The organism is Mycobacterium sp. 663a-19, from assembly GCF_035616495.1.
Taxonomy (GTDB): domain Bacteria; phylum Actinomycetota; class Actinomycetes; order Mycobacteriales; family Mycobacteriaceae; genus Mycobacterium.
In genome coordinates, this window is record NZ_JAPJAV010000007.1 from 136,137 (window position 1) to 158,619 (window position 22,483).

Sequence of the window (22,483 nt, forward strand, 5' to 3'; positions counted from 1 at the left end):
GCGGCACTTGCCAAATGGATAGGAAATCCTTCCCTTGGGTGAGCGAAATCTGGCTTTCCGGGTGATTACCAGGGCGTCTTCCATGCCCGAGCATTTGAGTCATGACTTTCACCGCCACACTGCAGAAGAGCCGCACCGTCAGCGACGCCGACCTCGCCCGCGCCGCGGCGGCCGGCGATCGCGCGGCGCTGGCCGGCATCTACAACCGCTATTCCGGCCCGCTGCACGCCTATTGCGTGGGCATCCTGCGCGACCGCCACGCGGCCTCCGACTGCGTGCAAGATGTCTTCTGCATCGCGTCGGCGGAGCTGCCGAAGCTGCGCAACGCGGACAGGCTGCGGCCGTGGCTGTATGCCATCGCACGGCGCGCCGCGCTGCGTGTCCTGTCCGAACGCCGCCGCGAGCGCGCCTTCGACGAGCTGCCCGACAACCCGGCGGCCGGCCCGGGTCCGTTCACGCTGACGGCGCAGAACGAACTCGCCCGATTGATCGCCCAGGCGGCGGACGGATTGTCCGACCGCGACCGCGATGTGCTGGAGCTCTCCTACCGGAAGGGCATGACCGCAGCCGAGCTCGCGGACACCCTGGGCATGAGCTACGACTCCACCAAGAAGCTGCTGCAACGGCTGCGCGACACCGTCGCACGCTCATTGGGCGCGCTGTTGGTGGCGCGACACGCAGCCCAGCACGGGTGCCCGCAGCTCGCCGCGGACCTCTCCGGCTGGGACGAGCAGTTCACCGTCCTGATACGGAAACGCGTTGCGCGCCATATCGAGTCGTGCTCCACGTGCGACGACTACCGCCGCAGCGTCCTCAACGCCGTCGCCATGCTCGGTGGCGGGGTGCTCGACAAGGTTTCCTAACGCTCAATGTTGCGAACGGCGGTCGCGCAGCATGGAGCGGTTGACGGCCCCGAGCCGGATGGCCGCGTTGGCCAGCCGAACTCGGCGATCTCCCTCCGTGTTGATGCCGAACTTGTCGTAGAGGTGTTGCAGATGTTGCTTGACGGCGGCCTCCGTGACGAACAGGTCCTCGGCGATCCGGCGAACCGATGCGGGCTCGGGAAATGGGTCATCGGAGACAAAGGGGCGGCACAAAGCCTTGAGGACATCGAGCTCACGCGGGGTCATGCGGGGCGGTCGCAGGATGTTCCTGCCGGTTTCGGTTTCTTGATCGAAGGATGCGTCGCCGGTGTCGCTCGTCATCCAGAAGACCAATCGTGAGCTGCCGAGCCGCAATTCGTCTCCAGACCGCAGTATCCGCTCCGCCACGATCCTTTCGCCGTTGACATAGGTCCCGTTGCGGCTGCCCAGATCCCGCACCGACCAGGCCTGCCCGAAGTTCTCCAGGACAGCGTGGACGCGTGACACGGTCGTGTCGTGTTCGAGCGACACGGCATTGGTCGGGGCCTTGCCGACGGTCACTCGCTCACCGCTGAGCGCGACAAGCTCCCGTCCCGACGGTTTCCACACTTCCAAATGTGACGGCACCTTGGCCCCTCCCAGCCCGCGGTAACTATCCCGCGACTCGGATGACAAAAGAATCCGTGCTCTCGTCGTAAACGACCGTTTCATCCACGAACAGCTCCCCCACGGTGTGGCCGTCGTCGGCCAACGCAAGGAACCTCGCTTCCTCCTGGTCGTATGTCACGGACCCTTGCACGAACATCGCGGCGATTTCGTGCCCGTCGGCACCGAAAACGACAAGCTTCAAGCCTCCGGCGTCCTTGACGTACTGCGCTGCCTCGGCACGTGTCACGACCATCGCTGGCATCCCTCTCTGCTCGTCCCTCGATTGCAGCAAAGTATTCCCGACCGCAACCCGATGTGAGACCGAACGTGGTCACGGCATCGCCTCGGCCCACTCGATGTGCACGTCGAAACCGAGCGATGTCGCCATATCGCGGTACCGGTCCCGAAAGTCGCGATAGCCGGCGTTTTCGCCCCGTGCCCGAGCCAGCAGTGCGCGCATCCGCAATAGAAGGAGGTCGGCCGCCACCCAGCCGCCCGCGTGGGTGCGTGCCACGCGGTCGATCGCGGCCTCGGCTTCGACCATGTCATCGTCGGATCCGTGATCGAGCAACGTCTCCACCAGAACAGCCGTCGCCGTAAGTCCCCATGCGAGCAGCCGTCCCTCCCGGAACAGAGGGTCGACGGCAGCGCGCATCATCGCGATTGCGTCGTCGCGATCTCCCCGGCGAGCCCTCTCCCTCGCTAAATACACGCTGACCATCGGTAGGTCGCACAGGTTGTGTCCGCCGCGGACGAACTGGTCGCTGACCTTCGCCAGGAGCTGCTGACCGCGGTCATGCTCGGCAGCCGTTTGCCGATGCACCAGCGCAACGCCCAGCGTCAGCCGGGCCTCGGCCAACGCGAGGTCATCACCGGATCGTTCGGCTATCCGCAGGGCATCCTCGATCTCGCGCACTGCGGAATCATCGGGCCTCACTATGCCATTCGGTATTCCCGGGAAGTAGACATACGTGACAACCGTGGCGTAGGACATGGGGTCGGCGCTTCGTGCCATGGCCAAGGCGTGCCGCACGTCGTCATGCCATCCCGGATGACCCAGGCAAAACCGGGCAAGAGCCCGCGACGTCAGGGCGGACGCTAAGGGTGACCCGAAGATGAAGTTGCCTTTGGACGGATCGTCGTCGGCCAGGTCGATAACCCTTTGTGACAACCGCTGCACGTCAGTCCACTCAGCGTTCTCAATCTTGGCGTAGATGGCCGCGAAGGACAGCCCTACCGTCAAGGTCGGATCGCCCACCGACTCGATCAGGGTCATCGCCTCCGATGCCAGCTGAGACGCCTCATGCAGCCGCCCCTGATACGCGTGATCCATCACCAGCCCCGCCATTGCGATTGCCAGTGACGCCTTGTCGCCGGCGGCTGCACACAACTCCCGCAATTCATCAAAGCGGGCACCGGCGACGTCCACATGGACTCGCCAGGCGATTCCGCACAACATGGTGCGAGGAGCGATGCGCATGGCGGCCCGCTGCGGGCCACCGGCGGGCAATGCGTCCGCGATCTTTATGGCACGCTCCAAGCTCAGTCGGGCCGCAGAGATTTCACGGTTGGTCGCCCACGATGCCGCGCGCATGTGCCAGGCGAAGGCGGCGTCCAGATCACCGGCGGCCTCGAGATGTCCGGCGATCAATGCCGCGTTCTGGTCCACCAGTTGCGGATCTCGCGCTTCGATCACGGCGGCGAGCCGCCGATGTAACCGGGCACGATCGGATTGCAGTTGTGCTTCGTAGGCCACGGTGCGGATCAACGGATGCCGGAAGGCGAACTCCGGGCTGGGTGTGAAACGGACTTGATCGATCAGCTCGGCCTTGAAGAGTTCGTCGAGAGCAGGGGCATCGCCTACCGCGGCGAGAAGTTCGGTGGTAAAGCGTGAACCGATTACTGCCGCGGCGTTCAATGTCTTCTTGGCGGCAGGCTGGAGGCGGTCGACACGGGCGGCGACGGCCGCCTGCAGCGTGGCCGGCACGGTGACCTCGGTCGCGTCTTTCCGGCAGACGTAGCTGTGCCGGTCGCCTTCGAGCACGCCGCGCTCAGCCAGTTCGCGGACCATCTCCTGCGCGAAAAAGGGGTTTCCTGCAGCCCGTCCGGCGATGAGCGCACCAATTGCGGCCACCGACGGGTCGGTGCCCAGCAACTCATCCAGCAGCGCCGCGGTTTCTCCGTCATTCAAGGGTGCCAGCGAAATTGCCTGCGCTCCCGGCACATTGGCGAGCGCGCCCCGGTATTGCGGGCGGTAGGTGATCAACACCATCGACGGCGTTTGCGGGATAACGGTGAGGAACTCGGAAAGCATCGACTCGCTGACCTCGTCGATCCAGTGCGCATCCTCGATGACGTATAGGACGGGCTCGGCGCGGGCCAGCGACACGGAGTTGATCAGCGCGGTCAACCGTCGCCGCCGCGCGTCGGGATCGATGCTCGGCAGCGGCACCACTGGGTCCCGAATCCCAAGCAGGTCGTCAAGCAGCGCCAAATCCTCATCGGTGGCGTCAGGCAGCTGTGTGCGCACCTGTGCCCGCGCCGTCTCGTCGTCCAGATCGGATATTCGGGCGGCGTCGCGCAACAGCCGCGCCACGACATGAAACGGCACATCGCTGGCATGGGACTCACCGAATGTCGAGAACACCTCGATGCCGCGGCTGCGCGCGATCGCAATCGTCTCGTCGACGAGACGGCTCTTGCCGATGCCGGGCGGCCCCACCACGCCAACCACCGCGCCGTGGCCCTCGACGGCACGGTCCAACAGACCCTCGACGGCGGACATCTCCCAGCGCCGACCGACCAGCGTCGACTCATTACGACCGACGTCGCGACGTCGTTCGTTTATCCCAAACAGCCGCCGCGCCGGCACCGGCTCGTCGGCACCCTTGATGTGCACTGTCTCCGGCTCGCCCAAAGCTGCTGCAGCATCAACCAGTCGCGCTGTTGATGCGCTCAGCATCACCCCACCCGGTGGGGCAACCGACTCCATCCGCTGGGCCATACCGACCTGCTCACCAATCGCGGTGTACCCGAAAGACCCCGAACCGATCTCACCCGCGATCACTTGACCGGAGTTCAGGCCCACGCGCAGCCAAAGGTCCAAGCCGTCGCAATCGTGGACCTCGGCCGCGAGCCGCTTAGCCTGCTCCTGAACGCCCAGCGCGGCCATGCAGGCTCGAATAGCGTGATCCTCCAACGCCACTGGCGCACCGAACACGGCCATGATCCCGTCACCGGTGAACTTGTCGACCGTGCCTCCGTAACGCCGCACCACGGCCGCACAGCTGTCAGCGAGCTCGGCCATGATCTCGCGGAGCCGCTCGGGTCCCACAGCAGCCGCGATGTCCATCGAATGGACGACGTCTGCAAACAGCACCGTCACCTGCTTGTACTCCGCGGATCGAGTGTCGTATGCCACCGGCGCACCGCACTCGCTACAGAACTTGGCTGTCGCGCTCAACCCTGCGCCACACGACCCGCACGAAGGGCTCGTCGCAGTCAGTGCGCCAAGACCGTCGCCGTTGGTGTCCACGTCAATATCGTGTCACCGCTGGTCAACGATGTCCGTCATTCCGCCGCCTCACTGTCCTCTGAGTTGCTTATATTCATTTCATGAGTAAGCGCCTGCAGGTCCTCCTCGACGTCGGATGACCCTCTGCGGTTGGCTGCGTCGCACCCTGCGCAAAGCCCGCAAGCCGGAACCAGGCGGCGACCTCGAAACCAAGCTGCGCGCCGTCCGCACCGCCGTGCGTCATGAATTCCCCAGCCCTGACATCGAGCAGATGCTCGGAGAGACCGAACGCGGATACCTGGACCCGCCGGGCATCGAGCGACTGAGTTAGCTGGCCTGGACAACATCCGCCACACACGCCACGGCCCGAAGGGAGACCATGGGTTTGTCCGCCTACGAGCGACAGGCCCACCGCGGTGGCAAAAGGCCCAGTACGCGGCTGCGCGTCGGTGTTGTCGCGCTGAGGTGGACAAAACGCCTATGCCTCGGCTCCGGTGAGAGAAGTGGCAGGTGTGACTCGGGTTGTGCGGCAAGCGCATTCGGCCTATCCAGCGCGATCTTTATATAAATTGCATAGATAGCATTGACACGCGCCAACCGCCGTCGTTAGCTTCACCTATGGCGCTGCTGCCAGATCCCGATCCCCGGCGGCGACAGCACGTGGTGATCTCGGTCGACGATCACGTCATCGAGCCACCGGACATGTTCGTCGCCCGGCTCCCCGCCGCGCTGGCCGACCGCGCGCCGAAAGTCGTGGAGACCGACGACGGGCGCCAGGTGTGGCGCTATGAGGGCCGGGAGTACCCGAACATCGGGCTGAACGCGGTGATCGGGCGGCCGCACGAGGAATGGAGCATGGAGGCCGCCCGCTTCGACGAGATGCGCCGCGGCTGTTGGGATATCGACGCCCGCATCGCCGACATGGACCTCGCCGGCATCTGGGCGTCGTTGAACTTCCCGTCGCTGATCGCCGGGTTCGCGGGAACCGTGTTCTGGAAGAGCGACGACCTGGAGCTGGGGCTGGCGACGCTGCGGGCCTGGAACGACTGGCACCTCGAGGTGTGGGCCGGCAGCTACCCGGAGCGGATCATCCCGCTGCAGCTGCCGTGGCTGGCCGACCCGCAGCTGGCGCCCGAGGAGGTACGCCGCAACGCCGCCCGTGGCTTCAAGGCGGTCAGCTTCCCCGAGCTACCCGCCCAGTGCGCCCTGCCCAGCCTGCACAGCGGCGTGTGGGATCCGTTCTTCGCCGCCTGCGAGGAGACCGGCACCGTCGTGTGCCTGCACACGGGTTCGGCGCAGTGGGCGCCGATCCCGGCCCCGGACACCCCGTTCGAGACCATCACCACGCTGTTCCCGGTCAACGGCCTGGTCGCCTGCGCGGACATGCTGTGGTCGGGCATCCCGGTGCGGTTTCCAGGGCTGAGCTTCACCCTGGCCGAGGGCGGCCTGGGCTGGGCGGCCATGCTGGGCGACCGCGCGGATTATGTTCTGGCGCACTCGGCTTCGGGCCACGAGGGCGGGGCGTGGAAGGGCGACCTGCTGCCCAGCGAGGTACTGCGGCGCAACTTCTGGTTCTGCTCGATCGACGACCCGCACGCGTTCGGCGCGCTGGACGCGATCGGCACCGACCGCATCCTCGTCGAGAGCGACTACCCGCACGCCGACTCGACCTGGCCCGACACCCAAGAAGTCGTGGCGCGCAACGTCGCCGGGCTGTCGGCGGACGACGCGGCCCGGATCACCCACCGCAACGCGGCGCAGCTGTTCCGCCATCCGCTACCCGACGAGGAGTGGCTCGCATGTTAGATCTGCTCATTCGCGACGCCCAGATCGTCGACGGCACCGGCGCACCCGCCCGCCGCGGCGACGTCGGCGTCAGCAACGGACGCATCGCCGCCGTGGGCGAGGTCGATGACGCGGCGGCGAAAACCGTTGACGCCCAAGGGCAGACACTCGCGCCGGGCTTCGTCGACTTGCACACCCACTACGATGCGCAGCTGTTCTGGGACCCCACCGCGAGCCCGTCGATCCAGCACGGGGTCACGACGGTCTTCGGCGGCAACTGCGGTTTCACGCTGGCACCCACTGCGCCCGACCAGCACGACTACCTCACCCGGATGCTCGCGCGGGTGGAGGGGATGCCGCTGGACGCGCTGCGCGCCGGACTCGACTGGGAATGGGCGTCATTCGGCGACTGGCTCGGCCGCCTCGACGGCCGCACCGCCGTCAATGCCGGCTTCCTGGTCGGTCACTCGGCGCTGCGGCTGGCCGCCATGGGCGACGACGCCGTCGGCGGCGAGGCCACACCGGCCCAGATCGAAAAGATGGTCGCGGCGCTGCACGACGCGCTGGACGCCGGGGCGCTCGGGCTTTCGACCTCGCAGTCGCCGACCCACAACGACGGCGCCGGCCAGCCGGTGCCGTCGCGCAGCGCCTCGCGAGACGAGCTGGTCAAGCTCGCGGGCGGCCTGCGCGACCATCCGGGCACCACGCTCGAGGCGATCATCCCCGGCTGCCTGTCGGGGTTCACCGACGACGACATCGCGCTGCTCACCGACATGTCGGTGGCCGCCGACCGGCCGCTGAACTGGAACCTGCTCGGCGTCTCGGCGGCGAATCCGGCGGGGCACGAAAAACAGCTGCGCGCGTTCGAAATCGCCGCCCGGCGCGGCGGCCGGGTGGTGGCGCTGACGCTGCCGCAGGCGATGAAGATCCGGCTCTCGTTCCTGTCCGGCTTCGTGCTCGACGGGCTGCCGGGCTGGCGCGACACCATGCACCTGCCGGTGCCGGAAAGGCTTGCCGCGCTTGCCGACCCGCCGACCCGCCGCCGCCTGGCCGAGGGCGCCTCGTCGAAGGAGGCGGGCATGCTGCGCGGGCTGGCGCAGTGGGATCGGCTGCTCATCGTCGAGACGTTCGCGCCCGAGAATGCCGACGCGACGGGGCGCAGCGTCGGCGAGGTGGCCGCCGCCCGCGGCGGCGAGCCATTCGACACGCTGTGCGACATCGTGATCGCCGACGAGCTGCGCACCGGCCTGTCTCCCCCGCTGACCGGCGACGACCCGGCCGACTGGCGGGCCCGCGCGCAGGTGTGGCGTCACCCGGGCGCGGTGATCGGCGGTTCGGACGCCGGGGCCCACCTCGACATGATGTGCGGCGCGATCTACACGACGTCGCTGCTGGGCCGCGGCGTCCGCAAACACGGGGTGGTGACGCTCGAGGAGGCCGTCCGGTTGATCACCGACGTGCCCGCCCGGTTCTACGGGCTGACCGGGCGCGGCCGGATCACGCCCGGCTGGCATGCCGACCTGGTGTTGTTCGACCCCGCGACCATCGACCACGGGCCCGAGCGCACCCGCTATGACCTGCCGTCGGGCGCGCCCCGCCTGGTCGCCGACGCCCACGGGATCACCTCGGTGTGGGTCGGTGGCATCGAGGTGTGTCACGACGGCGTCGCCACCGGCGCCCTGCCCGGCACCGTGCTGCGGTCCGGGCGCGACACCGAGACGGTACCGGCCCATGGCTGACCCCGCGCTCGACGAATTCGACCCGGTCGAACTGCAGACCGGGCTGCTCATGCAGGTCGAAAACGTGCACGAGCGGCTGCGCGACGCCCGCGAGCGGCACCGGGTGATGCTGGGAAACCCGTTCGCGGAGACCAGCTCCCAGCAGGTCGGCGACCTCGGGGTGACGGTGCTCGGCTACGACGAGTGCCAGACGGTGCTCACCCATCCCGACACCTTCTCGTCGTCGATTTACGACCAGATCATGGGCCCGGTCATGGGCCGCACCCTGCTCGAACTCGAGGGGGCCGAGCATCGCGCCAGCCGCGCCCTGGTGTCGCCGTCGTTCCGCACTGCGCTGCTGGAGCGGTGGCGCAGCGAGCTGGTGGAGGTCGTGGTCCACGAGCTGATCGACCGGTTCGCGCCCCGCGGCCGGGCCGAGCTGGCCCGCGAATTCACCTTCGCGTTTCCGGTGCAGGTCATCGCGCGGATCATGGGCCTGCCGCGCCAGGACTACCTGCGCTTCCAGCGGCTGTCGATCGAGTTGCTCAACGTGGTCTACGACTGGGAGCGCGGCCTCGCGGCCTCCGCCACCCTGAAGGCCTACCTCGCCGAGATCCTCGCCGAGCGGCGGCGGCGCCCGCGAGACGACCTGATCAGCACGCTGGCGGAGTCGGAGATCGACGGCGCGCGCCTGAGCGACGACGAGATCTTCGCGTTCCTGCTGCTGATCCTGCCCGCCGGCGTCGAGACGACCTACCGCGCCTCGGGCAACCTGCTGGTCGCGCTGCTCACGCAGCCAGCCCTGATGGATGCGCTGCGGGCCGATCGCGGCATGCTGCGCGGCGCCTTCGAGGAGGCGTTGCGCTGGGAGCCGCCGATCACCACGGTGGTGCGACGGGCGGCCCGCGACTGCGAGGTCGGCGGGGTCGCGATTCCGGCCGGAACGAACGTCAATGTCAGCGTCGCGGCCGCCAACCGGGACCCGACGCGCTACCCGGACCCGGACCGCTTCGATCCCACCCGCCGCAACATCGCGCACCTGACGTTCGGCGGCGGCCCCCACCTCTGCCTGGGCATGCATCTGGCGCGGATGGAGGCGGCGGTGGCGATCAACGCGCTGCTGGATCGGCTGCCGGACCTGCGGCTGGATGCGGGCGCCCCGGCGCCGCATGTGGTGGGGGTGGCGTTCCGGTCGCCGGCGCGGCTGCCCGTCGAGTTCACTCCGGCGTGACGTTATCTGACGTTATCTGCGGACGAGCGCATGCCACGCCATGTCGGCGACGGCCACGCAGTAGCCGTCGTCGATGGGCGCGTCGGTGTAAAGGGCGCGAATGTTCAGCGGGGCCAGGACAATCTGCACGGCGGCCAGCGTGTTCACGCCATCGCGCACTTCGCCGCGCTCCCTGGCCCGATCCACGACCGCGCGCACGGCGGCGAAATACACCCGCCAGAACCTCATCCGGGTTTCTTCGTCGTGATACCCGCGGCCGTCCATGACCAAGGCCCGCAACAAGGTTCGGCCGATCTCGGCGTTGATCCGATCGGCCACCGTGCGGGCCAAAGCCAGTAGGTCCCCGCGCAGCGAGCCGGTATCGGTCTCCCAGCTGATGTTCTCGACGTCGGTGAGGGCCGCATCGACAATGAGATGCCGGCGATCGCCCCAGTACTTGTAGACCATCGCCGCGTCGAGCCGGTGGCGCTCCGCCAGGGCCTCGATGCTGAACCGCTCGACACCCCAACGGACCAGTTCGTCGAGCACCGCCGGCATCACCCGCGCCCGGACGTCGGCGGGAATGGTCTCCTGGAGTCGTTGCGCCGGCTGCATCGATGCCCTCCTTGCACCGATTATAAATACGCGGTCTGGTTGACCAACCGCACTGAAGATGCGCCGTCGGAATAGAATTCGGCGATGCTCAACGACGCCAGGTCGAGGTGCAGCCGATACAGCACACCCGGCCCGGCGTCCAGCGCGAGGCGCAGCAGCATCTTGATCGGTGTCACGTGCGACACCACCAGCACCGTCGTGCCCTGGTGCGCGGCGACGATCCGGTCCCGCACCCGAAGCACGCGGTCCAGCACGCCGTCGAAGCTCTCGCCGCCCGGCGGGGTGGTGCTGGTGTCCCGCAACCAGCGGCGGTGCAGCTCCGGATCGTGTTGGGAGGCCTCGGCGAACGTCAGCCCCTCCCAGGACCCGAAGTCGGTCTCGATCAAGTCGTCGTCGACGGTGACGTCCAGGCCCAGCGCCTTGGCGGCGATCGCCGCGGTGTCGTAGGCGCGTTGCAGCGGCGAGGACAGCACCGCGGCGATCCCGCCGCGGTGCGCCATGTACCGGGCCGCGGCGTCGGCCTGTCGGCGCCCCACCTCGGTGAGCGCCGGGTTGCCGCGGCCCGAGTAGCGGCGTTCCACCGACAACTCGGTCTGCCCGTGCCGCAGCAACAGCAGCCGGGTCGGCTTGCCGCGCGCCCCGGTCCAGCCGGGCGCCGTTGGGGCGTGGGCGGCGGCTTTCGCGGGCTCGTCGGCAACCGGCACCGGTTCCTCCTCTTCGATGCCGGCCGCGGCGTCCATGGCCTCGTTGGCCAACCGGTCCGCGTGCGAGTTGCTCGCACGCGGAACCCACGCGTAGCTGATCCGCTGGAACCGCGACGCCAGCCGTCGGGCCTCGGCGTGCAGCGCGACGAGGTCGGGGTGTTTGACCTTCCACCGCCCGGACATCTGCTCCACCAACAGCTTGGAATCCAGGAAGACCTCGGCCTCCGTCGCGCCCAGTTTCAGGGCGTCGTCCAAACCGGCTATCAGGCCACGATATTCGGCGACGTTGTTGGTCGCGTGGCCGATGGCCTGCTTGGTCTCGGCGAGCACGGCCGAGCGGTCCTCGGTGCGCACCACCGCGCCGTATCCGGCGGGTCCGGGGTTGCCGCGCGACCCGCCGTCGGCCTCGATGACAACCTTCACCGCTCGAATCCCTTGACCCGCAACAGGATCGCACCGCATTCGGGGCAGCGCACCAGTTCGTCTTCGGCGGCGGCCGAGATGCGGGACAGCTCCCCGCGGCCGATCTCGATCCGGCAGGCGCCGCACCGGTGCCCCAGCAGCGGCCCGGCGCCCGCCCCTCCCCTGGCGCGCTGTCGCTCGTACAGCGCCGACAGGTCGGGGTCCAGGGCCGCGGTCAATGCGTCGCGGCGCGACGAATGTTCGTGGCGGGCCTCGTCGAGTTCGGCCAGCGCGGCATCGAGTTCCTGCTGGGCGCTGACCAGGTCGGCCTGCAGCGCCTCGATCGCGCGCTGCTCGGCGGCCAACTGGGTCTGCAACTCCTCGCGGCGCTCCATCACCTCCAGCAGCGAATCCTCGAGGCTGGTCTGGCGTCGCACCAGCGTCTCCAGCTCGTGCTGCAGATCCGTCAACTGCTTGGCGTCGGCCGCACCCGACTTGAGCAATTCCCGGTCGCGGTCTTCGCGCCGGCACACGGCATCGATCTCGGACTCGAATCGCGAGACCTGGGCGTCCAAGTCCTCCACCGCGATTCGCATCGTCGCGAGCCGGTCGCTGGCCGCGGTGTGCTCGGACTGCAGCCGCGCATATGCCTCCCGCTGCGGCAGGTGGGCGGCGCGGTGTGCGATGCGGGACAGCTCGGCGTCCAGCTTCGACAGCTCGAGTAGCGACTGTTGCTGCGCCACTTCAGCTTTCATGATCTCCCCCCTAGTCGCCGAGGTTCCACGGGTCGGTGCGCAGCGTGCTCACCCGCACCGGCAGCGCCGCTCCGAAACGCGACCGCAGCAGGTCGGCGGCCTGGTTGCACCAGGGGAACTCGCTGGCCCAGTGCGCGACGTCGATCAGGGCCACGCCCGAGGCCCGGCGATGCTCGTCGGCCGGATGGTGCCGCAGATCGGCCGTGACGTAGGCCTGGACGTCCGCGCCTGCCGCGGCGGCCAGCAGCGAGTCCCCGGCGCCGCCGCACACGGCGACCCGCGACACCGGCATGTCGGGGTCGCCCGCGGCGCGCACGCCCCAGGATGTCCGCGGCAGCGCGGCCCCGACGCGGGAGACGAAGGCGCGCAACGATTCCGGCTGCGGCAGCGAGCCGATGCGGCCTAGCCCGGCGTCGCCGGGCGGGGGCACCAGCGCGAAGATGTCGAAGGCGGGCTCCTCGTAGGGATGGGCGGCCCGCATTGCCGCCAAGACGGCGGCGCGGGCGCTCGCGGGCGCGACGACCTCGAACCGGTCCTCCTCCACCCGCTCGACGGTGCCGACGCTGCCGACGGCGGGGTTCGCCCCGTCGTGCGGCAGGAACTGCCCGATGCCGCTGACGCTCCAGCTGCACTGCGAGTAGTCGCCGATGTGGCCGGCGCCGGCGTCGAACACGGCCGCCCGCACCGCCTCCGCGTTCTCGCGCGGCACGTAGATGACCCACTTGTCCAGGTCGGCCGCCGCGGACAGCGGCTCGAGCACGCCGTCGACGCTCAGTCCCAGGGCGTGGGCCAACGCGTCGGACACACCCGGTGACGCCGAGTCGGCATTGGTGTGCGCGGTGAACAGCGAACGGCCGCTGCGGATCAGCCGGTGCACCAGCGCGCCCTTCGGGGTGCTGGCCGCGACGGTGTCCACCCCGCGCAGCAGCAGCGGGTGATGGGCCAGCAGCAGGCCGCCGTCGGGAACCTCGTCGACGACGCCCGGGGTGGCGTCGACGGCGACGGTCACCGAGCCCAGCACGTCGCCGGGGTCACCGCACACCAGGCCGACCGAATCCCACGGCTGGGCCAGCCGCGGTGGGTAGGCCTCGTCCAGCACCTCGATGACGTCGGCAAGCCGCACGCTCACGAGCGCACCTCGTCGATCGTCTCGACCAGTCGCGGCCACTCGGGGCGCACCGCCGCCCGCAAATATTGCTCGCCCAGGCCGACGAAGGTGTCACAGCGTCGTATCGCAATCCCTTTGTCGCGCAGATGCTTTCGTATCAGATCCGCATCCGGCCGGCGGAACAGCACGAACGGGGCCCGGCCGTCGACCACCTCGGCGCCCACCGAACTCAGGCCGGCCACCATCTGCGCTCGCAGCCGCGCCAGCCGCACCGCGTCGGCCGCCCCGTCGGCGACGGCTTCGGCGGCGCAACAGGCCGCGATGGCGTCCAGCTGCAGCGTGCCCACCGGCCAGTGCGCCCGCCGGGCGGTCAACCGCGCCAACACCTCCGGCGGGCCGAGGGCGTATCCCACCCGCAACCCGGCCAGCGCCCAGGACTTGGTCAGGCTGCGCAGCACCACCACATCGGGCAACGAGAAGCCGGCCAACGACTCCGGCTCGCCGGGAACCGAATCGGCGAACGCCTCGTCGACCACCAGGATCCGCCCGGGCCGGCGCAATGCCAGCAGCTGTTCGCGGCCGTGCAGCACCGAGGTGGGATTCGTCGGGTTGCCCACCACCACCAGGTCGGCATCGTCGGGCACCAGGGCACCGTCCAACCCGAAAGGCGGCTCGAGCACCACTTGGTGCACCGGCACCCCGGCCGCGGCGAGTGCCACCGCCGGCTCGGTGAACGACGGCGCCACCACCACCGCCCGCGCCGGGTCCAGGTTGGGCAGCAGCGCGAACCCCTCCGCCGCCCCGGCCAGGGGCAGCACCTCGTCGCGGGCCCGGCCATGGCGTTCGGCGACGGCGTCCTGCGCGCGATGCCGGTCCTCGATTCCGGGGTAGCGCGCCAGGTCCGGCAGCCGCGCGGCCAGCCGCCGCATCAGCCATTCCGGTGGTTGCGCGTGTCGGACGTTGACGGCGAAATCCAGCATTCCCGGCGCGACGGCCTGATCGCCGTGGTAGCGACCCGCGGCAGGCGGGCTCGGATCCAGACTCGCCATCAGTGAAACACTAGTGCGCCCGCTATCCGGGCACGACGGTGATCGCGCATCGCGCTTGACCGGCGTGGCCCAACCGTGCGTCCGCCGTGACTAGCGCACAGTCGAGGGCTTCCGCCAGGGCGACATAGGTCGCGTCGTATGCCGAGAAGTTCTCGCGGATTTCCCACATGCGCTCGAAGAGGCCGTGGGCGGGATAGCGAGTCACGGCCAACCGACGCCATGTTCGAAGGACATCCCACCCCTTGGCCGCGCTCAGCCGACTCCTGCGAACTTGCCTGCGCAACGCGCTCGCGATTTCCGAATCGATGAGGTGCGGGGTGTGTAGCCGCTCGGTGCCGATCAGGTGCCGAGCCGGTCCATCGTTGAGCAGCGCCGCCAACGCCGCCGAGGCGTCGACCACAATCATCGACGCGCGCGCTCGGCGTCGATGTCCGCAACCAGCTCCGCGGCGTCGACACCAACGTCGGGAAGCTCCCCGAGAAGGGCGGGGTTGTCGGCACGGCGAGAGGCCTCGGCCAGCTCACGCACCGCGACCGCCGACACCGAGGTCCTGTCGCGTTTCGCGAGGCGCTCCAGTCGCTCCACGACGTCGTCGGGCACGTTGCGCAGGTACAGGGTCTTCACGATCGCTATGCTAGCAGACTGCTAGCAACTAGCGAACACCGCGCGAGCGTCGAGTGGGCTGTCGTCCGATCACCGACAATGGGAGCGTGACAGACATGATGTCGGCTGCACCCCAGCTGGTGATCTTCGATCTCGACGGCACCCTCACCGACTCCGCCGAGGGGATCGTCGCCAGCTTCCTGCACGCGCTCGGCCACGTCGGGGTCGCGGTGCCCGAGGGTGACCTGGCCGCAAGGATCGTCGGCCCGCCGATGGACGACACGTTCCGCGCGATGGGGCTCGGCGAGCACGCCGACGCGGCGATCGCGGCGTTCAGGGCCGAGTACGGCGCCCGAGGCTGGGCGATGAACACGCTGTTCGACGGGATCGCCACCCTGCTGGCCGACCTGCGCGCCGCCGGCGTCCGGCTCGCGGTGGCCACCTCCAAGCTGGAGCCGACGGCACGGCGCATCCTCGCCCACTTCGATCTCGACCGGTATTTCGACGTCGTCGCCGGCGCGAGTCCCGACGGATCCCGCAAGACCAAGGAGGAGGTGCTCGCGCACGCGCTGGCCCAGCTGCGGCCGCTGCCCGAGAGGGTGCTCATGGTCGGCGACCGCAGCCACGACGTGGACGGGGCGGCCGCGCACGGGATCGAGGCCGTGGTGGTCGGCTGGGGCTACGGCCGGGACGACTTCGCGGACCACAACGGCGCGCCCGACGGCCGGGTGACGCACGCCGCCACCGTCGCCGACCTGCGGAGGGCGCTGGGTGTCTAAACCGCTGCACGTCACGTTTGTCTGCACCGGCAACATCTGCCGCTCGCCGATGGCCGAGAAGATGTTCGCCGAGCAGCTGCGGCGGCGAGGCCTGGGCGACGCGGTGCGGGTGACCAGCGCCGGCACCGGCGACTGGCACGTCGGCAGCTGCGCCGACGAGCGGGCCGCCCGGGTGCTGCGCGCGCACGGCTATTCCACCGACCACCGCGCCGCGCAACTGGACACCGACCACCTGACGGCCGACCTGGTGGTGGCCCTCGGTCGCAACCACGTGTGGATGCTGCAGCAGCTCGGGGTCGACGAGAGCCGGATACGGATGCTGCGCTCGTTCGACCCGCGCTCGGGCGCGTACGTGCCCGACGTCGAGGATCCCTACTACGGCGACCACGCCGACTTCGAAGAGGTCTTCGCCGTCATCGAATCCGCCCTGCCCGGCCTGCACGAGTGGGTCGACGAGCAACTGGCGCAGAACGGGCACGGTTGATGCGGCGCTTGGCATTTCTGCTGCGGCCGGGCTGGATCGTGCTGGCCCTGGTGGTCATCGCCTTCACCTACCTGTGCTTCATGGTGCTCGCGCCGTGGCAGCTGGGAAAGAACACCCGCACCTCGCGGGAAAACCACCAAATCGAGTACTCCCTCAACACCGCGCCCGTCCCACTGAAAACCCTGTTGCCGCACCAGGATTCGTCGGCCCCGGATGCGCAATGGCGCAGGGTGACGGCGACCGGTCACTACACCGACGTCGCTGTGCTGGCCCGGTTGCGGGTCGTCGACGCAGAGCAGGCGTTCGAGGTGCTGGTCCCGTTCGTCGTCGACGATGGGCCCACCGTCCTGGTCGACCGGGGCTATGTGCGACCCGAGGAGGGTTCGCATCTGCCGCCGATCCCGCCGCCGCCCGCCGGGACCGTGACCCTGACGGCGCGGCTGCGGGATTCGGAGCCGCTCGTGCCGGGCAAGGACCCGTTCACCAGAGACGGTTTCCAGCAGGTGTATTCGATCAACACCGGGCAGGTTTCGGCGCTGACCAAGATCCCGCTGGCCGGCTCCTATCTGCAGTTGGTGGAAAACCAGCCCGGCGGGCTCGGCGTGATCGGCGTCCCGCGCCTGGACGCCGGGCCGTTCCTGTCCTACGGCATCCAGTGGATTCTGTTCGGCATCCTGGCCCCGATCGGGCTGGGCTACTTCGCGTACTCGGAAATCCGTGCCCGCCGCCGGGAAAGGGCGTCGGTCGCCGAGGCTTCGGAGAGCCCGATGACGGTCGAGGAGAAACTCGCCGACCGCTACGGGCGGCGGCGGTAAACGGACGCGGCGACGAGCAGCGCCGCGACTGCCTGCACCGCCCGTGACAGCGCGACCGCGCGGCGCAGGTCGGCCACCGTGGGCTGCGGGCCGTCGCCCAGGGTGGGGCGGATCTGCAGCTCGTGGCGGTACTGGGTGGGGCCGCCGAGCCGCACGCGCAGCGCCCCGGCGAAGGCCGCCTCGACGACGCCGGCGTTGGGGCTGGGATGACGCGACGCGTCGGCGCGCCAGGCCCGCAGCGCGCCCGACGCCGACCCGCTGACCAGCGGTGCGCACAACGCCACCAGCCCCGCCGTCGCGCGGGCGCCCGCGTAGTTGGCCACGTCGTCCAATCGCGCTGCGGCCCAACCGAATCGGATGTACCGCGGCGAGCGATAACCGATCATCGAATCCAGGGTGTTGATGGCGCGGTATGCCAGCACCGCGGGCGCGCCGCCGGCCGCCGCCCACAGCAGCGGCGTCACCTGGGCGTCGGACGTGTTCTCCGCGACCGACTCCAGGGCCGCGCGCGTCAGGCCCGGGCCGTCCAGCCGATCCGGGTCGCGCCCGCACAGCGACGGCAGCAGCCGTCGCGCCCCCTCGATGTCGCCGCGTTCCAGCAGCCGCGACATCGCCACCCCGGTGTGCGCCAACGACGTTCCGCCCAGACAGATCCAGGTGGCCGCGGCGGTCGCGGCGATCGACCAGGGCGGGCCCCGGCGGGCGGCGGCCGATTGCACCGCCGCACCGAGCAGGCCCACGGCGCCGACGACCAGGCCCACGTGGACCGCGCCGGCGGCCTTGGTGTCGCGGTAGGTGACCCGCTCCAGCGCGGCGGCGGCCCGGCCGAACAGCGCGACCGGATGCCCCCGCGCCGGGTCGCCCAGCGCGAGGTCGGCCAGGTAGCCGGCCAGCACGCCGGCGGCGCGGGCCCGGGTCGCGAACATTCCCGCAGCGTCTCACACGTGGTGTACTCGATTACATGAGGCGAGTTTCGCGATGAAGCGGCACGCAACCCGGATTGCCGACCTGCTGAACCCGGCCGCGGTGTTGTTACCGGCCGCGAACGTGATCATGCAGTTGTCGTTGCCGGGCGTCGGTTATGGCGTGCTGGAAAGCCCGGTGGACAGCGGCAACGTCTACAAGCATCCGTTCAAACGGGCCCGCACCACGGGCACCTACCTGGCGGTGGCGACCATCGGCACGGAGTCCGACCGGGCGCTGATTCGCGGCGCCGTGGACATCGCGCACCGGCAGGTGCGGTCCACGTCGTCCAGCCCGGTGTCCTACAACGCGTTCGACCCCAAGTTGCAGCTGTGGGTGGCGGCGTGCCTGTACCGCTACTTCGTCGACCAGCACGAGTTCCTGCACGGCCCGCTCGACGACGCCACCGCGGACGCCGTCTATCGCGACGCCAAGCGGCTGGGGACCACGCTGCAGGTGCCCGAGCGGATGTGGCCGCCGGACCGGGTCGCCTTCGACGAGTACTGGAAGCGCTCGCTCGACGAGCTGCACATCGACCCGCCGGTGCGCGAGCACCTGCGCGGGGTGGCCTCGATGGCCTTCCTGCCCTTGCCGTTGCGAGCGCTGGCCGGGCGGCTCAATTTGTTTGCGACGACGGGGTTTTTGGCCCCCGAGTTCCGGGCGATGATGAAGCTGGACTGGTCGGAAAATCAGCAGCGCCGGTTCGAATGGCTCCTGGCCGCGCTGCGGCTGGCCGACAGGTTGATCCCGCACCGGGCGTGGATCTTCGGCTATCAGCTCTACCTGTGGGACATGCGATTTCGCGCGCGACGCGGTTGGCGCATCGTGTAGGTGTCGCGCCATGCGGGCGCCTCAGCGCACCGTCGCGAAAAACGCCCGCAGGTCCTCGACGAACAGCTCGGGCTGCTCGAACGCGGCGAAGTGCCCCCCGCGCGGCATGTCGGTCCAGTGGGTGATGTTGTAGGCCGGCTCGCACCAGCTCCGCGGCGCCTTCAGCAGCTCTTTGGGGAAAGCCGCTACGCCCGTGGGCAATTCGACGCGCTCCATCTGCCCCCAGACCCGGAAGCTCTCCCAATACAGGCGCGCCGAGGAGGCGGCGGTTGCGGTCACCCAGTACACCATCACGTTGTCGAGCAGCTCGTCGCGGCTGAACGCCTTCTCGGGATGTCCGTCGCAATCCGACCAGGCCCAGAACTTTTCGACGATCCACGCCAGCTGTCCCGCGGGCGAATCGACCAGCCCGTAGCCCAGCGTCTGCGGCCGGGTGGACTGCTGCTTGGAATAGCCGGTGCCCCACTTGCGGTGCTCGGCCAGCTGGGCCATGGCCGCCTTCTCCTCCTCGGTGGGATTGCTCAGCGCCTCCTTGGTGGGCGCGCCGATCGCCATGTTCAGGTGAATGGCCGCGCAGCGGCCGCGGTTTCGGCCCAGCTGGGTGGTGACGGCCGCGCCCCAGTCGCCGCCCTGGGCGCCGTAGCGGTCGTAGCCGAGGCGGCCCATCAGCGTCTCCCACGCCTCGGCGATCCTCTCCACGCCCCACCCGGTGCGGGTGGGCTTGCCCGAAAACCCGTACCCCGGAAGCGACGGGCAGACGACGTGAAAGGCGTCCTCGGCGCGTCCCGACGCCGGGTTGGTCAGCGGCTCAATCACCTTGTGGAACTCCACAATTGAGCCCGGCCAGCCGTGCGTGATCACCAGCGGGAAGGCATCCTCATGCGGGGAGCGTTGGTGGACGAAATGAATGTCCAATCCGTCGATCTCGGTGACGAACTGGTCGAAGCGGTTGAGCGCGGCCTCCCGCGACCGCCAGTCGTATTCGTTGGCCCAGTAGTCGGCGAGCTCGCGGGTGTAGGCCAACGGGATGCCCTGGCTCCAGTCGTCCACGCACTCGGCTTCGGGCCAACGGGTGCGCGCCAACCGCGAGCGCAGATCGTCGAGAACGTCATCGGACACGTCGATGCGAAACGGCTTCACCCGTTCATCTCACCATTCACCGTCGGCAGCGCGAACCCCGGTGGGCGCGGCCTGGCTCCAGTCGTCCACGCGGCCGGCGGCTCTCTTTTGTGCCGCGAGGGTCCCCAAAATGCCGCGAATACCGTCGTTTCGACGTACATATGGGGACGCTCGCGGATGCGCGCCCGCACCGCGGCGTCGTCCGCCCCTTGCATAACATCGACTTGACCTGCACCTTTGCATTAAAGTTGGCGTGTTGGGGAAGGAGTCCGCGAATGAACAAACGGTGGTTGACCAGACTTGCCGTGGCGGTTGGCGGCCTGACGCTGTCGTTGGCCGCCGGGGCCGGGATCGCTTCCGCCGACATCGATCTCGATCCGGCCGTCAACACAACCTGCACCTATGACCAGTTGGTGGCGGCGCTGAACGCGCAAGACCCGATCATCGCCGCGGCGTTGAACGCCTCACCGGATGCGCAGGCCAGTTTGCGCCAGTTCCTCGCCGGGTCGCTCAGCCAACGCCGGCAGACGGCCCAGCAGATCGTGAACAATCCACACAGTCGGCCGTACATCGGAGTCCTCCAACGCACGTTCGACACCTGCCATAACTTCTGAGCGGCCGGGCGACACGCCACAGCTGAGTCTGCAAGCGTAACCACACTGCGAAAAGCTGGGCCGAAAGTCGCAGTGCAATTACGCTCGCGAAGCCCGCAAACCCCAGTGGGCGCGGACGGTATCGAACCGCCGACCGCTGGTGTGTAAAACCAGAGCTCTACCACTGAGCTACGCGCCCCATGCCCGCCGGGCAGGCTACACGTCCACAGCCTAAGCAGCCAAAACGTTCAGGCGCGCAGCGCCGCCAGCGCGTCGGTCCACAGCGTCTGGTCGCGGGCCTCGCCGGGCTGCTTCATCTCGGCGAACCGAATGACGCCCGACCTATCGACAACGAAGGTGCCGCGATTGGAGTATCCGGCCTCGTCGTTGAACACGCCGTAGGCCTGGCTGACCTCACCGTGCGGCCAGAAATCCGACAGCACCGGAAAGGTGAACCCGCTCTCGAGGGACCAGATCTTGTGCGTGGGCGGCGGACCGACCGAGATCGCCAGCACCGCGCTGTCGTCGTTCTCGAACACGGGCAGCTGGTCGCGCAGCTGGTCGAGTTCGCCCTGGCAGATCCCGGTGAATGCCAGCGGGAAGAACACCAGCAGGACATTCTTGGCGCCGCGGTAGGCACTCAGGGTGACGCGCTGCTGATTTTGGTCACGCAATGTGAAGTCCGGGGCGGTGGTCCCGACCGGCAGCATCAACGCTTCCCGGCCCGCGACTTCGGCTGAACCAGCTGGCTGGCGCTCCAGTCGCCGAGGTTGACCGACGAGGTCGGCATTAGCCCGGCGGTGGGGGCCGCCTCGGCGATCTCGGCGGGCAGCACGTGGCCGGGCTTGCCGGTCTTGGGCGTCAATACCCAGATCACGCCGTCCTCGGCCAGCGGACCGATCGCGTCCATCAGCACGTCCACCAGATCGCCGTCCCCGTCCCGCCACCACAGCAGAACGACGTCGACCACCTCGTCGGTGTCTTCGTCGAGCAGCTCACTGCCGCAGGCTTCCTCGACGGCGGCGCGAATGTCGTCGTCGGTGTCTTCGTCCCAGCCCCACTCCTGAACGACTTGGTCCCGTTGGATGCCCAGCTTGCGAGCGTAGCTCGGGGCGTGATCCGCCGCGACCACCGTGGAGCCTCCTTCAACCGTGCGCGCCAGGCGGGCGCGCCTTGCGATGGGGATTATCGTCGCACAGCCGGAACCCGGTCCATACCTCTGGCGGCTCGGAACCGAGTCGGAACCGGCTCAGAACCGGCTCAGAACGATGCCAGGCAGAGTTTGAGCGCCTTCGTCTTGGCGTCGTTGAGCTGGTTGACCCGCCTGTTGAACTCGCCCGTCGGCGCGTGGGTGCCGATGGCGTTCGCGACCGCGTGGGCGGCGTCGATGTAGGCGTTGAACGCGTCCTTCATCTGCGTCGACAGCGCATCGCTGAAGCTGTTGGCGACGTTGTTGGCGCTCTCGTTGAGCGCGTCGATGGCCGGTCCCTCGGTGGGGCCGGTGTTGCGGCCCGCGTTGAACGCCCCGACGAAGGCGTTCACCTTGTCGATGGCGGCGCTGCTGGTGGTGGCCAGCGTGTCACACGAGTTGCGAACCGCCCTGGTGGTCAAGGATTGTTGCCGCTGCGTCTCCCGGATGCTCGACGTCGCGGCCGAGGCGGACACCGACGCGGACACCGACTGCCGGTAGGCCGGGGCCACCTTCGTGTCGGGCGTCGCGGTGCCGTTGGTGACGGTGGTACACCCCACGATGCCCATCACCACCATCGCGACACAGCCGAGAGCCAAAGCGCCTCGCTTTGCGGCTTTCCCCGCAAGGACCGCACGCCATCCGATGAGCACGGTTTCTGACGTTACCGGGTGGCGGTTCCGGCCGCCTGCGGCACACCGCGGCTACCCGCCCGGAACGCCGGTGCGGCACGATA

General features: G+C 69.0%; 24 protein-coding genes, 1 tRNA gene and 1 pseudogene. 10 read left to right on the forward strand and 16 right to left on the reverse strand.

Going from position 1 to position 22,483, the window contains the following annotated elements:
• The first annotated feature begins 101 nt into the window (after positions 1 to 101).
• Complete coding sequence (locus OQ968_RS14310; RefSeq protein ID WP_324678870.1) at positions 102 to 863, forward strand: sigma-70 family RNA polymerase sigma factor; 762 nt, start codon at positions 102 to 104, stop codon at positions 861 to 863.
• Between the two features lie 3 nt (positions 864 to 866).
• Here OQ968_RS14310 and OQ968_RS14315 read toward each other — a convergent pair whose 3' ends face one another.
• The 3 genes from OQ968_RS14315 to OQ968_RS14325 form a co-directional block, all read right to left on the reverse strand.
• The gene (locus OQ968_RS14315; RefSeq protein ID WP_324678873.1) at positions 867 to 1,490 is read right to left on the reverse strand and encodes an FHA domain-containing protein; all 624 of its coding nucleotides are present in this window, start codon (positions 1,488 to 1,490) and stop codon (positions 867 to 869) included.
• A 25-nt stretch (positions 1,491 to 1,515) separates the two neighbouring features.
• The gene (locus OQ968_RS14320; RefSeq protein WP_324678875.1) at positions 1,516 to 1,773 is read right to left on the reverse strand and encodes a hypothetical protein; all 258 of its coding nucleotides are present in this window, start codon (positions 1,771 to 1,773) and stop codon (positions 1,516 to 1,518) included.
• 69 nt (positions 1,774 to 1,842) lie between these two features.
• Positions 1,843 to 5,016 carry an AAA family ATPase gene (locus tag OQ968_RS14325; RefSeq protein WP_324679228.1) on the reverse strand — a complete coding sequence of 1,058 codons (3,174 nt, stop codon included), beginning with the start codon at positions 5,014 to 5,016 and terminating at the stop codon, positions 1,843 to 1,845.
• 157 nt (positions 5,017 to 5,173) lie between these two features.
• On the opposite strand from OQ968_RS14325, the pseudogene OQ968_RS14330 reads away from it, so the two are divergent.
• The 4 genes and pseudogenes from OQ968_RS14330 to OQ968_RS14345 form a co-directional block, all read left to right on the forward strand.
• Positions 5,174 to 5,356 (forward strand): annotated as a pseudogene (locus tag OQ968_RS14330) (hypothetical protein); the annotation flags it as partial.
• Positions 5,357 to 5,643: 287 nt separating this feature from the next.
• The gene (locus OQ968_RS14335; RefSeq protein ID WP_324678879.1) at positions 5,644 to 6,831 is read left to right on the forward strand and encodes an amidohydrolase family protein; all 1,188 of its coding nucleotides are present in this window, start codon (positions 5,644 to 5,646) and stop codon (positions 6,829 to 6,831) included.
• Positions 6,825 to 8,549 carry an N-acyl-D-amino-acid deacylase family protein gene (locus OQ968_RS14340; RefSeq protein ID WP_324678881.1) on the forward strand — a complete coding sequence of 575 codons (1,725 nt, stop codon included), beginning with the start codon at positions 6,825 to 6,827 and terminating at the stop codon, positions 8,547 to 8,549. Before OQ968_RS14335 ends, OQ968_RS14340 begins: the two co-directional genes overlap by 7 nt.
• Positions 8,542 to 9,759 (forward strand): cytochrome P450, encoded by a 1,218-nt coding sequence (locus OQ968_RS14345; RefSeq protein ID WP_324678883.1) that lies wholly within the window; start codon positions 8,542 to 8,544, stop codon positions 9,757 to 9,759. Before OQ968_RS14340 ends, OQ968_RS14345 begins: the two co-directional genes overlap by 8 nt.
• Positions 9,760 to 9,771: 12 nt before the next feature.
• Here the strand turns inward: OQ968_RS14345 and OQ968_RS14350 are convergent, their stop codons facing one another.
• Genes OQ968_RS14350 through OQ968_RS14380 form a run of 7 tightly spaced genes read right to left on the reverse strand, consistent with a single transcriptional unit; the run spans position 9,772 to position 14,995 of the window.
• Positions 9,772 to 10,353 (reverse strand): TetR-like C-terminal domain-containing protein, encoded by a 582-nt coding sequence (locus OQ968_RS14350; RefSeq protein ID WP_324678885.1) that lies wholly within the window; start codon positions 10,351 to 10,353, stop codon positions 9,772 to 9,774.
• Between the two features lie 20 nt (positions 10,354 to 10,373).
• Entirely contained in the window at positions 10,374 to 11,480 is a 1,107-nt protein-coding gene (locus OQ968_RS14355; RefSeq protein ID WP_324678887.1) for a bifunctional RNase H/acid phosphatase, read from the reverse strand.
• Positions 11,477 to 12,214: a zinc ribbon domain-containing protein gene (locus OQ968_RS14360; RefSeq protein WP_324678889.1), complete on the reverse strand. Its 738-nt coding sequence runs from the start codon at positions 12,212 to 12,214 to the stop codon at positions 11,477 to 11,479. The genes OQ968_RS14355 and OQ968_RS14360 overlap by 4 nt, the downstream gene beginning before the upstream one ends.
• Before the next feature lie 10 nt (positions 12,215 to 12,224).
• The gene (locus OQ968_RS14365) at positions 12,225 to 13,343 is read right to left on the reverse strand and encodes a Nif3-like dinuclear metal center hexameric protein (RefSeq protein WP_324678891.1); all 1,119 of its coding nucleotides are present in this window, start codon (positions 13,341 to 13,343) and stop codon (positions 12,225 to 12,227) included.
• Complete coding sequence (gene cobC, locus OQ968_RS14370) at positions 13,340 to 14,371, reverse strand: Rv2231c family pyridoxal phosphate-dependent protein CobC (protein WP_324678894.1); 1,032 nt, start codon at positions 14,369 to 14,371, stop codon at positions 13,340 to 13,342. The genes OQ968_RS14365 and cobC overlap by 4 nt, the downstream gene beginning before the upstream one ends.
• A gap of 22 nt (positions 14,372 to 14,393) precedes the next feature.
• A complete protein-coding gene (locus OQ968_RS14375) occupies positions 14,394 to 14,777 on the reverse strand; it encodes a type II toxin-antitoxin system VapC family toxin (RefSeq protein WP_324678896.1) in 384 nt (127 codons plus the stop codon).
• Complete coding sequence (locus OQ968_RS14380) at positions 14,774 to 14,995, reverse strand: antitoxin (protein WP_324678898.1); 222 nt, start codon at positions 14,993 to 14,995, stop codon at positions 14,774 to 14,776. The genes OQ968_RS14375 and OQ968_RS14380 overlap by 4 nt, the downstream gene beginning before the upstream one ends.
• A 95-nt stretch (positions 14,996 to 15,090) precedes the next feature.
• Here OQ968_RS14380 and OQ968_RS14385 point away from each other — a divergent pair, with 95 nt between their 5' ends.
• The 3 genes from OQ968_RS14385 to OQ968_RS14395 are packed head-to-tail and all read left to right on the forward strand — an operon-like array spanning position 15,091 to position 17,052.
• A complete protein-coding gene (locus tag OQ968_RS14385) occupies positions 15,091 to 15,753 on the forward strand; it encodes an HAD-IA family hydrolase (RefSeq protein WP_324679230.1) in 663 nt (220 codons plus the stop codon).
• On the forward strand, positions 15,746 to 16,237 hold the full coding sequence (locus OQ968_RS14390; RefSeq protein ID WP_324678900.1) for a low molecular weight protein-tyrosine-phosphatase: 492 nt from the start codon (positions 15,746 to 15,748) through the stop codon (positions 16,235 to 16,237). Before OQ968_RS14385 ends, OQ968_RS14390 begins: the two co-directional genes overlap by 8 nt.
• Entirely contained in the window at positions 16,237 to 17,052 is an 816-nt protein-coding gene (locus tag OQ968_RS14395; RefSeq protein WP_324678902.1) for an SURF1 family protein, read from the forward strand. The genes OQ968_RS14390 and OQ968_RS14395 overlap by 1 nt, the downstream gene beginning before the upstream one ends.
• Here the strand turns inward: OQ968_RS14395 and OQ968_RS14400 are convergent.
• Positions 17,034 to 17,978, reverse strand: coding sequence for a cobalamin biosynthesis protein (locus tag OQ968_RS14400; RefSeq protein ID WP_324678904.1), 945 nt, complete (start codon positions 17,976 to 17,978; stop codon positions 17,034 to 17,036). The two genes, OQ968_RS14395 and OQ968_RS14400, sit on opposite strands and share 19 nt — an antisense overlap.
• Positions 17,979 to 18,030: 52 nt before the next feature.
• Here OQ968_RS14400 and OQ968_RS14405 point away from each other — a divergent pair, with 52 nt between their 5' ends.
• Entirely contained in the window at positions 18,031 to 18,846 is an 816-nt protein-coding gene (locus tag OQ968_RS14405; protein ID WP_324678906.1) for an oxygenase MpaB family protein, read from the forward strand.
• Positions 18,847 to 18,867: 21 nt separating this feature from the next.
• Here OQ968_RS14405 and OQ968_RS14410 read toward each other — a convergent pair whose 3' ends face one another.
• Positions 18,868 to 19,986, reverse strand: a complete 1,119-nt coding sequence (locus OQ968_RS14410) for an epoxide hydrolase (protein ID WP_324678908.1) — start codon at positions 19,984 to 19,986, stop codon at positions 18,868 to 18,870.
• 284 nt (positions 19,987 to 20,270) lie between these two features.
• Between OQ968_RS14410 and OQ968_RS14415 the strand changes: the two genes are divergently transcribed.
• Positions 20,271 to 20,579 carry a hemophore-related protein gene (locus tag OQ968_RS14415; protein WP_420715911.1) on the forward strand — a complete coding sequence of 103 codons (309 nt, stop codon included), beginning with the start codon at positions 20,271 to 20,273 and terminating at the stop codon, positions 20,577 to 20,579.
• Between the two features lie 106 nt (positions 20,580 to 20,685).
• Here OQ968_RS14415 and OQ968_RS14420 read toward each other — a convergent pair.
• The 4 genes from OQ968_RS14420 to OQ968_RS14435 all read right to left on the reverse strand — a co-directional run bounded on the left by OQ968_RS14420 (position 20,686) and on the right by OQ968_RS14435 (position 22,400).
• Positions 20,686 to 20,757, reverse strand: a tRNA-Val gene (locus tag OQ968_RS14420).
• 49 nt (positions 20,758 to 20,806) lie between these two features.
• Positions 20,807 to 21,268, reverse strand: a complete 462-nt coding sequence (locus OQ968_RS14425) for a peroxiredoxin (protein ID WP_324678911.1) — start codon at positions 21,266 to 21,268, stop codon at positions 20,807 to 20,809.
• Positions 21,268 to 21,690, reverse strand: a complete 423-nt coding sequence (locus tag OQ968_RS14430; protein WP_324678913.1) for a DUF3052 domain-containing protein — start codon at positions 21,688 to 21,690, stop codon at positions 21,268 to 21,270. The genes OQ968_RS14425 and OQ968_RS14430 overlap by 1 nt, the downstream gene beginning before the upstream one ends.
• Positions 21,691 to 21,818: 128 nt before the next feature.
• Entirely contained in the window at positions 21,819 to 22,400 is a 582-nt protein-coding gene (locus tag OQ968_RS14435) for a hypothetical protein (protein WP_324678914.1), read from the reverse strand.
• Between the last annotated feature and the right edge of the window lie 83 nt (positions 22,401 to 22,483).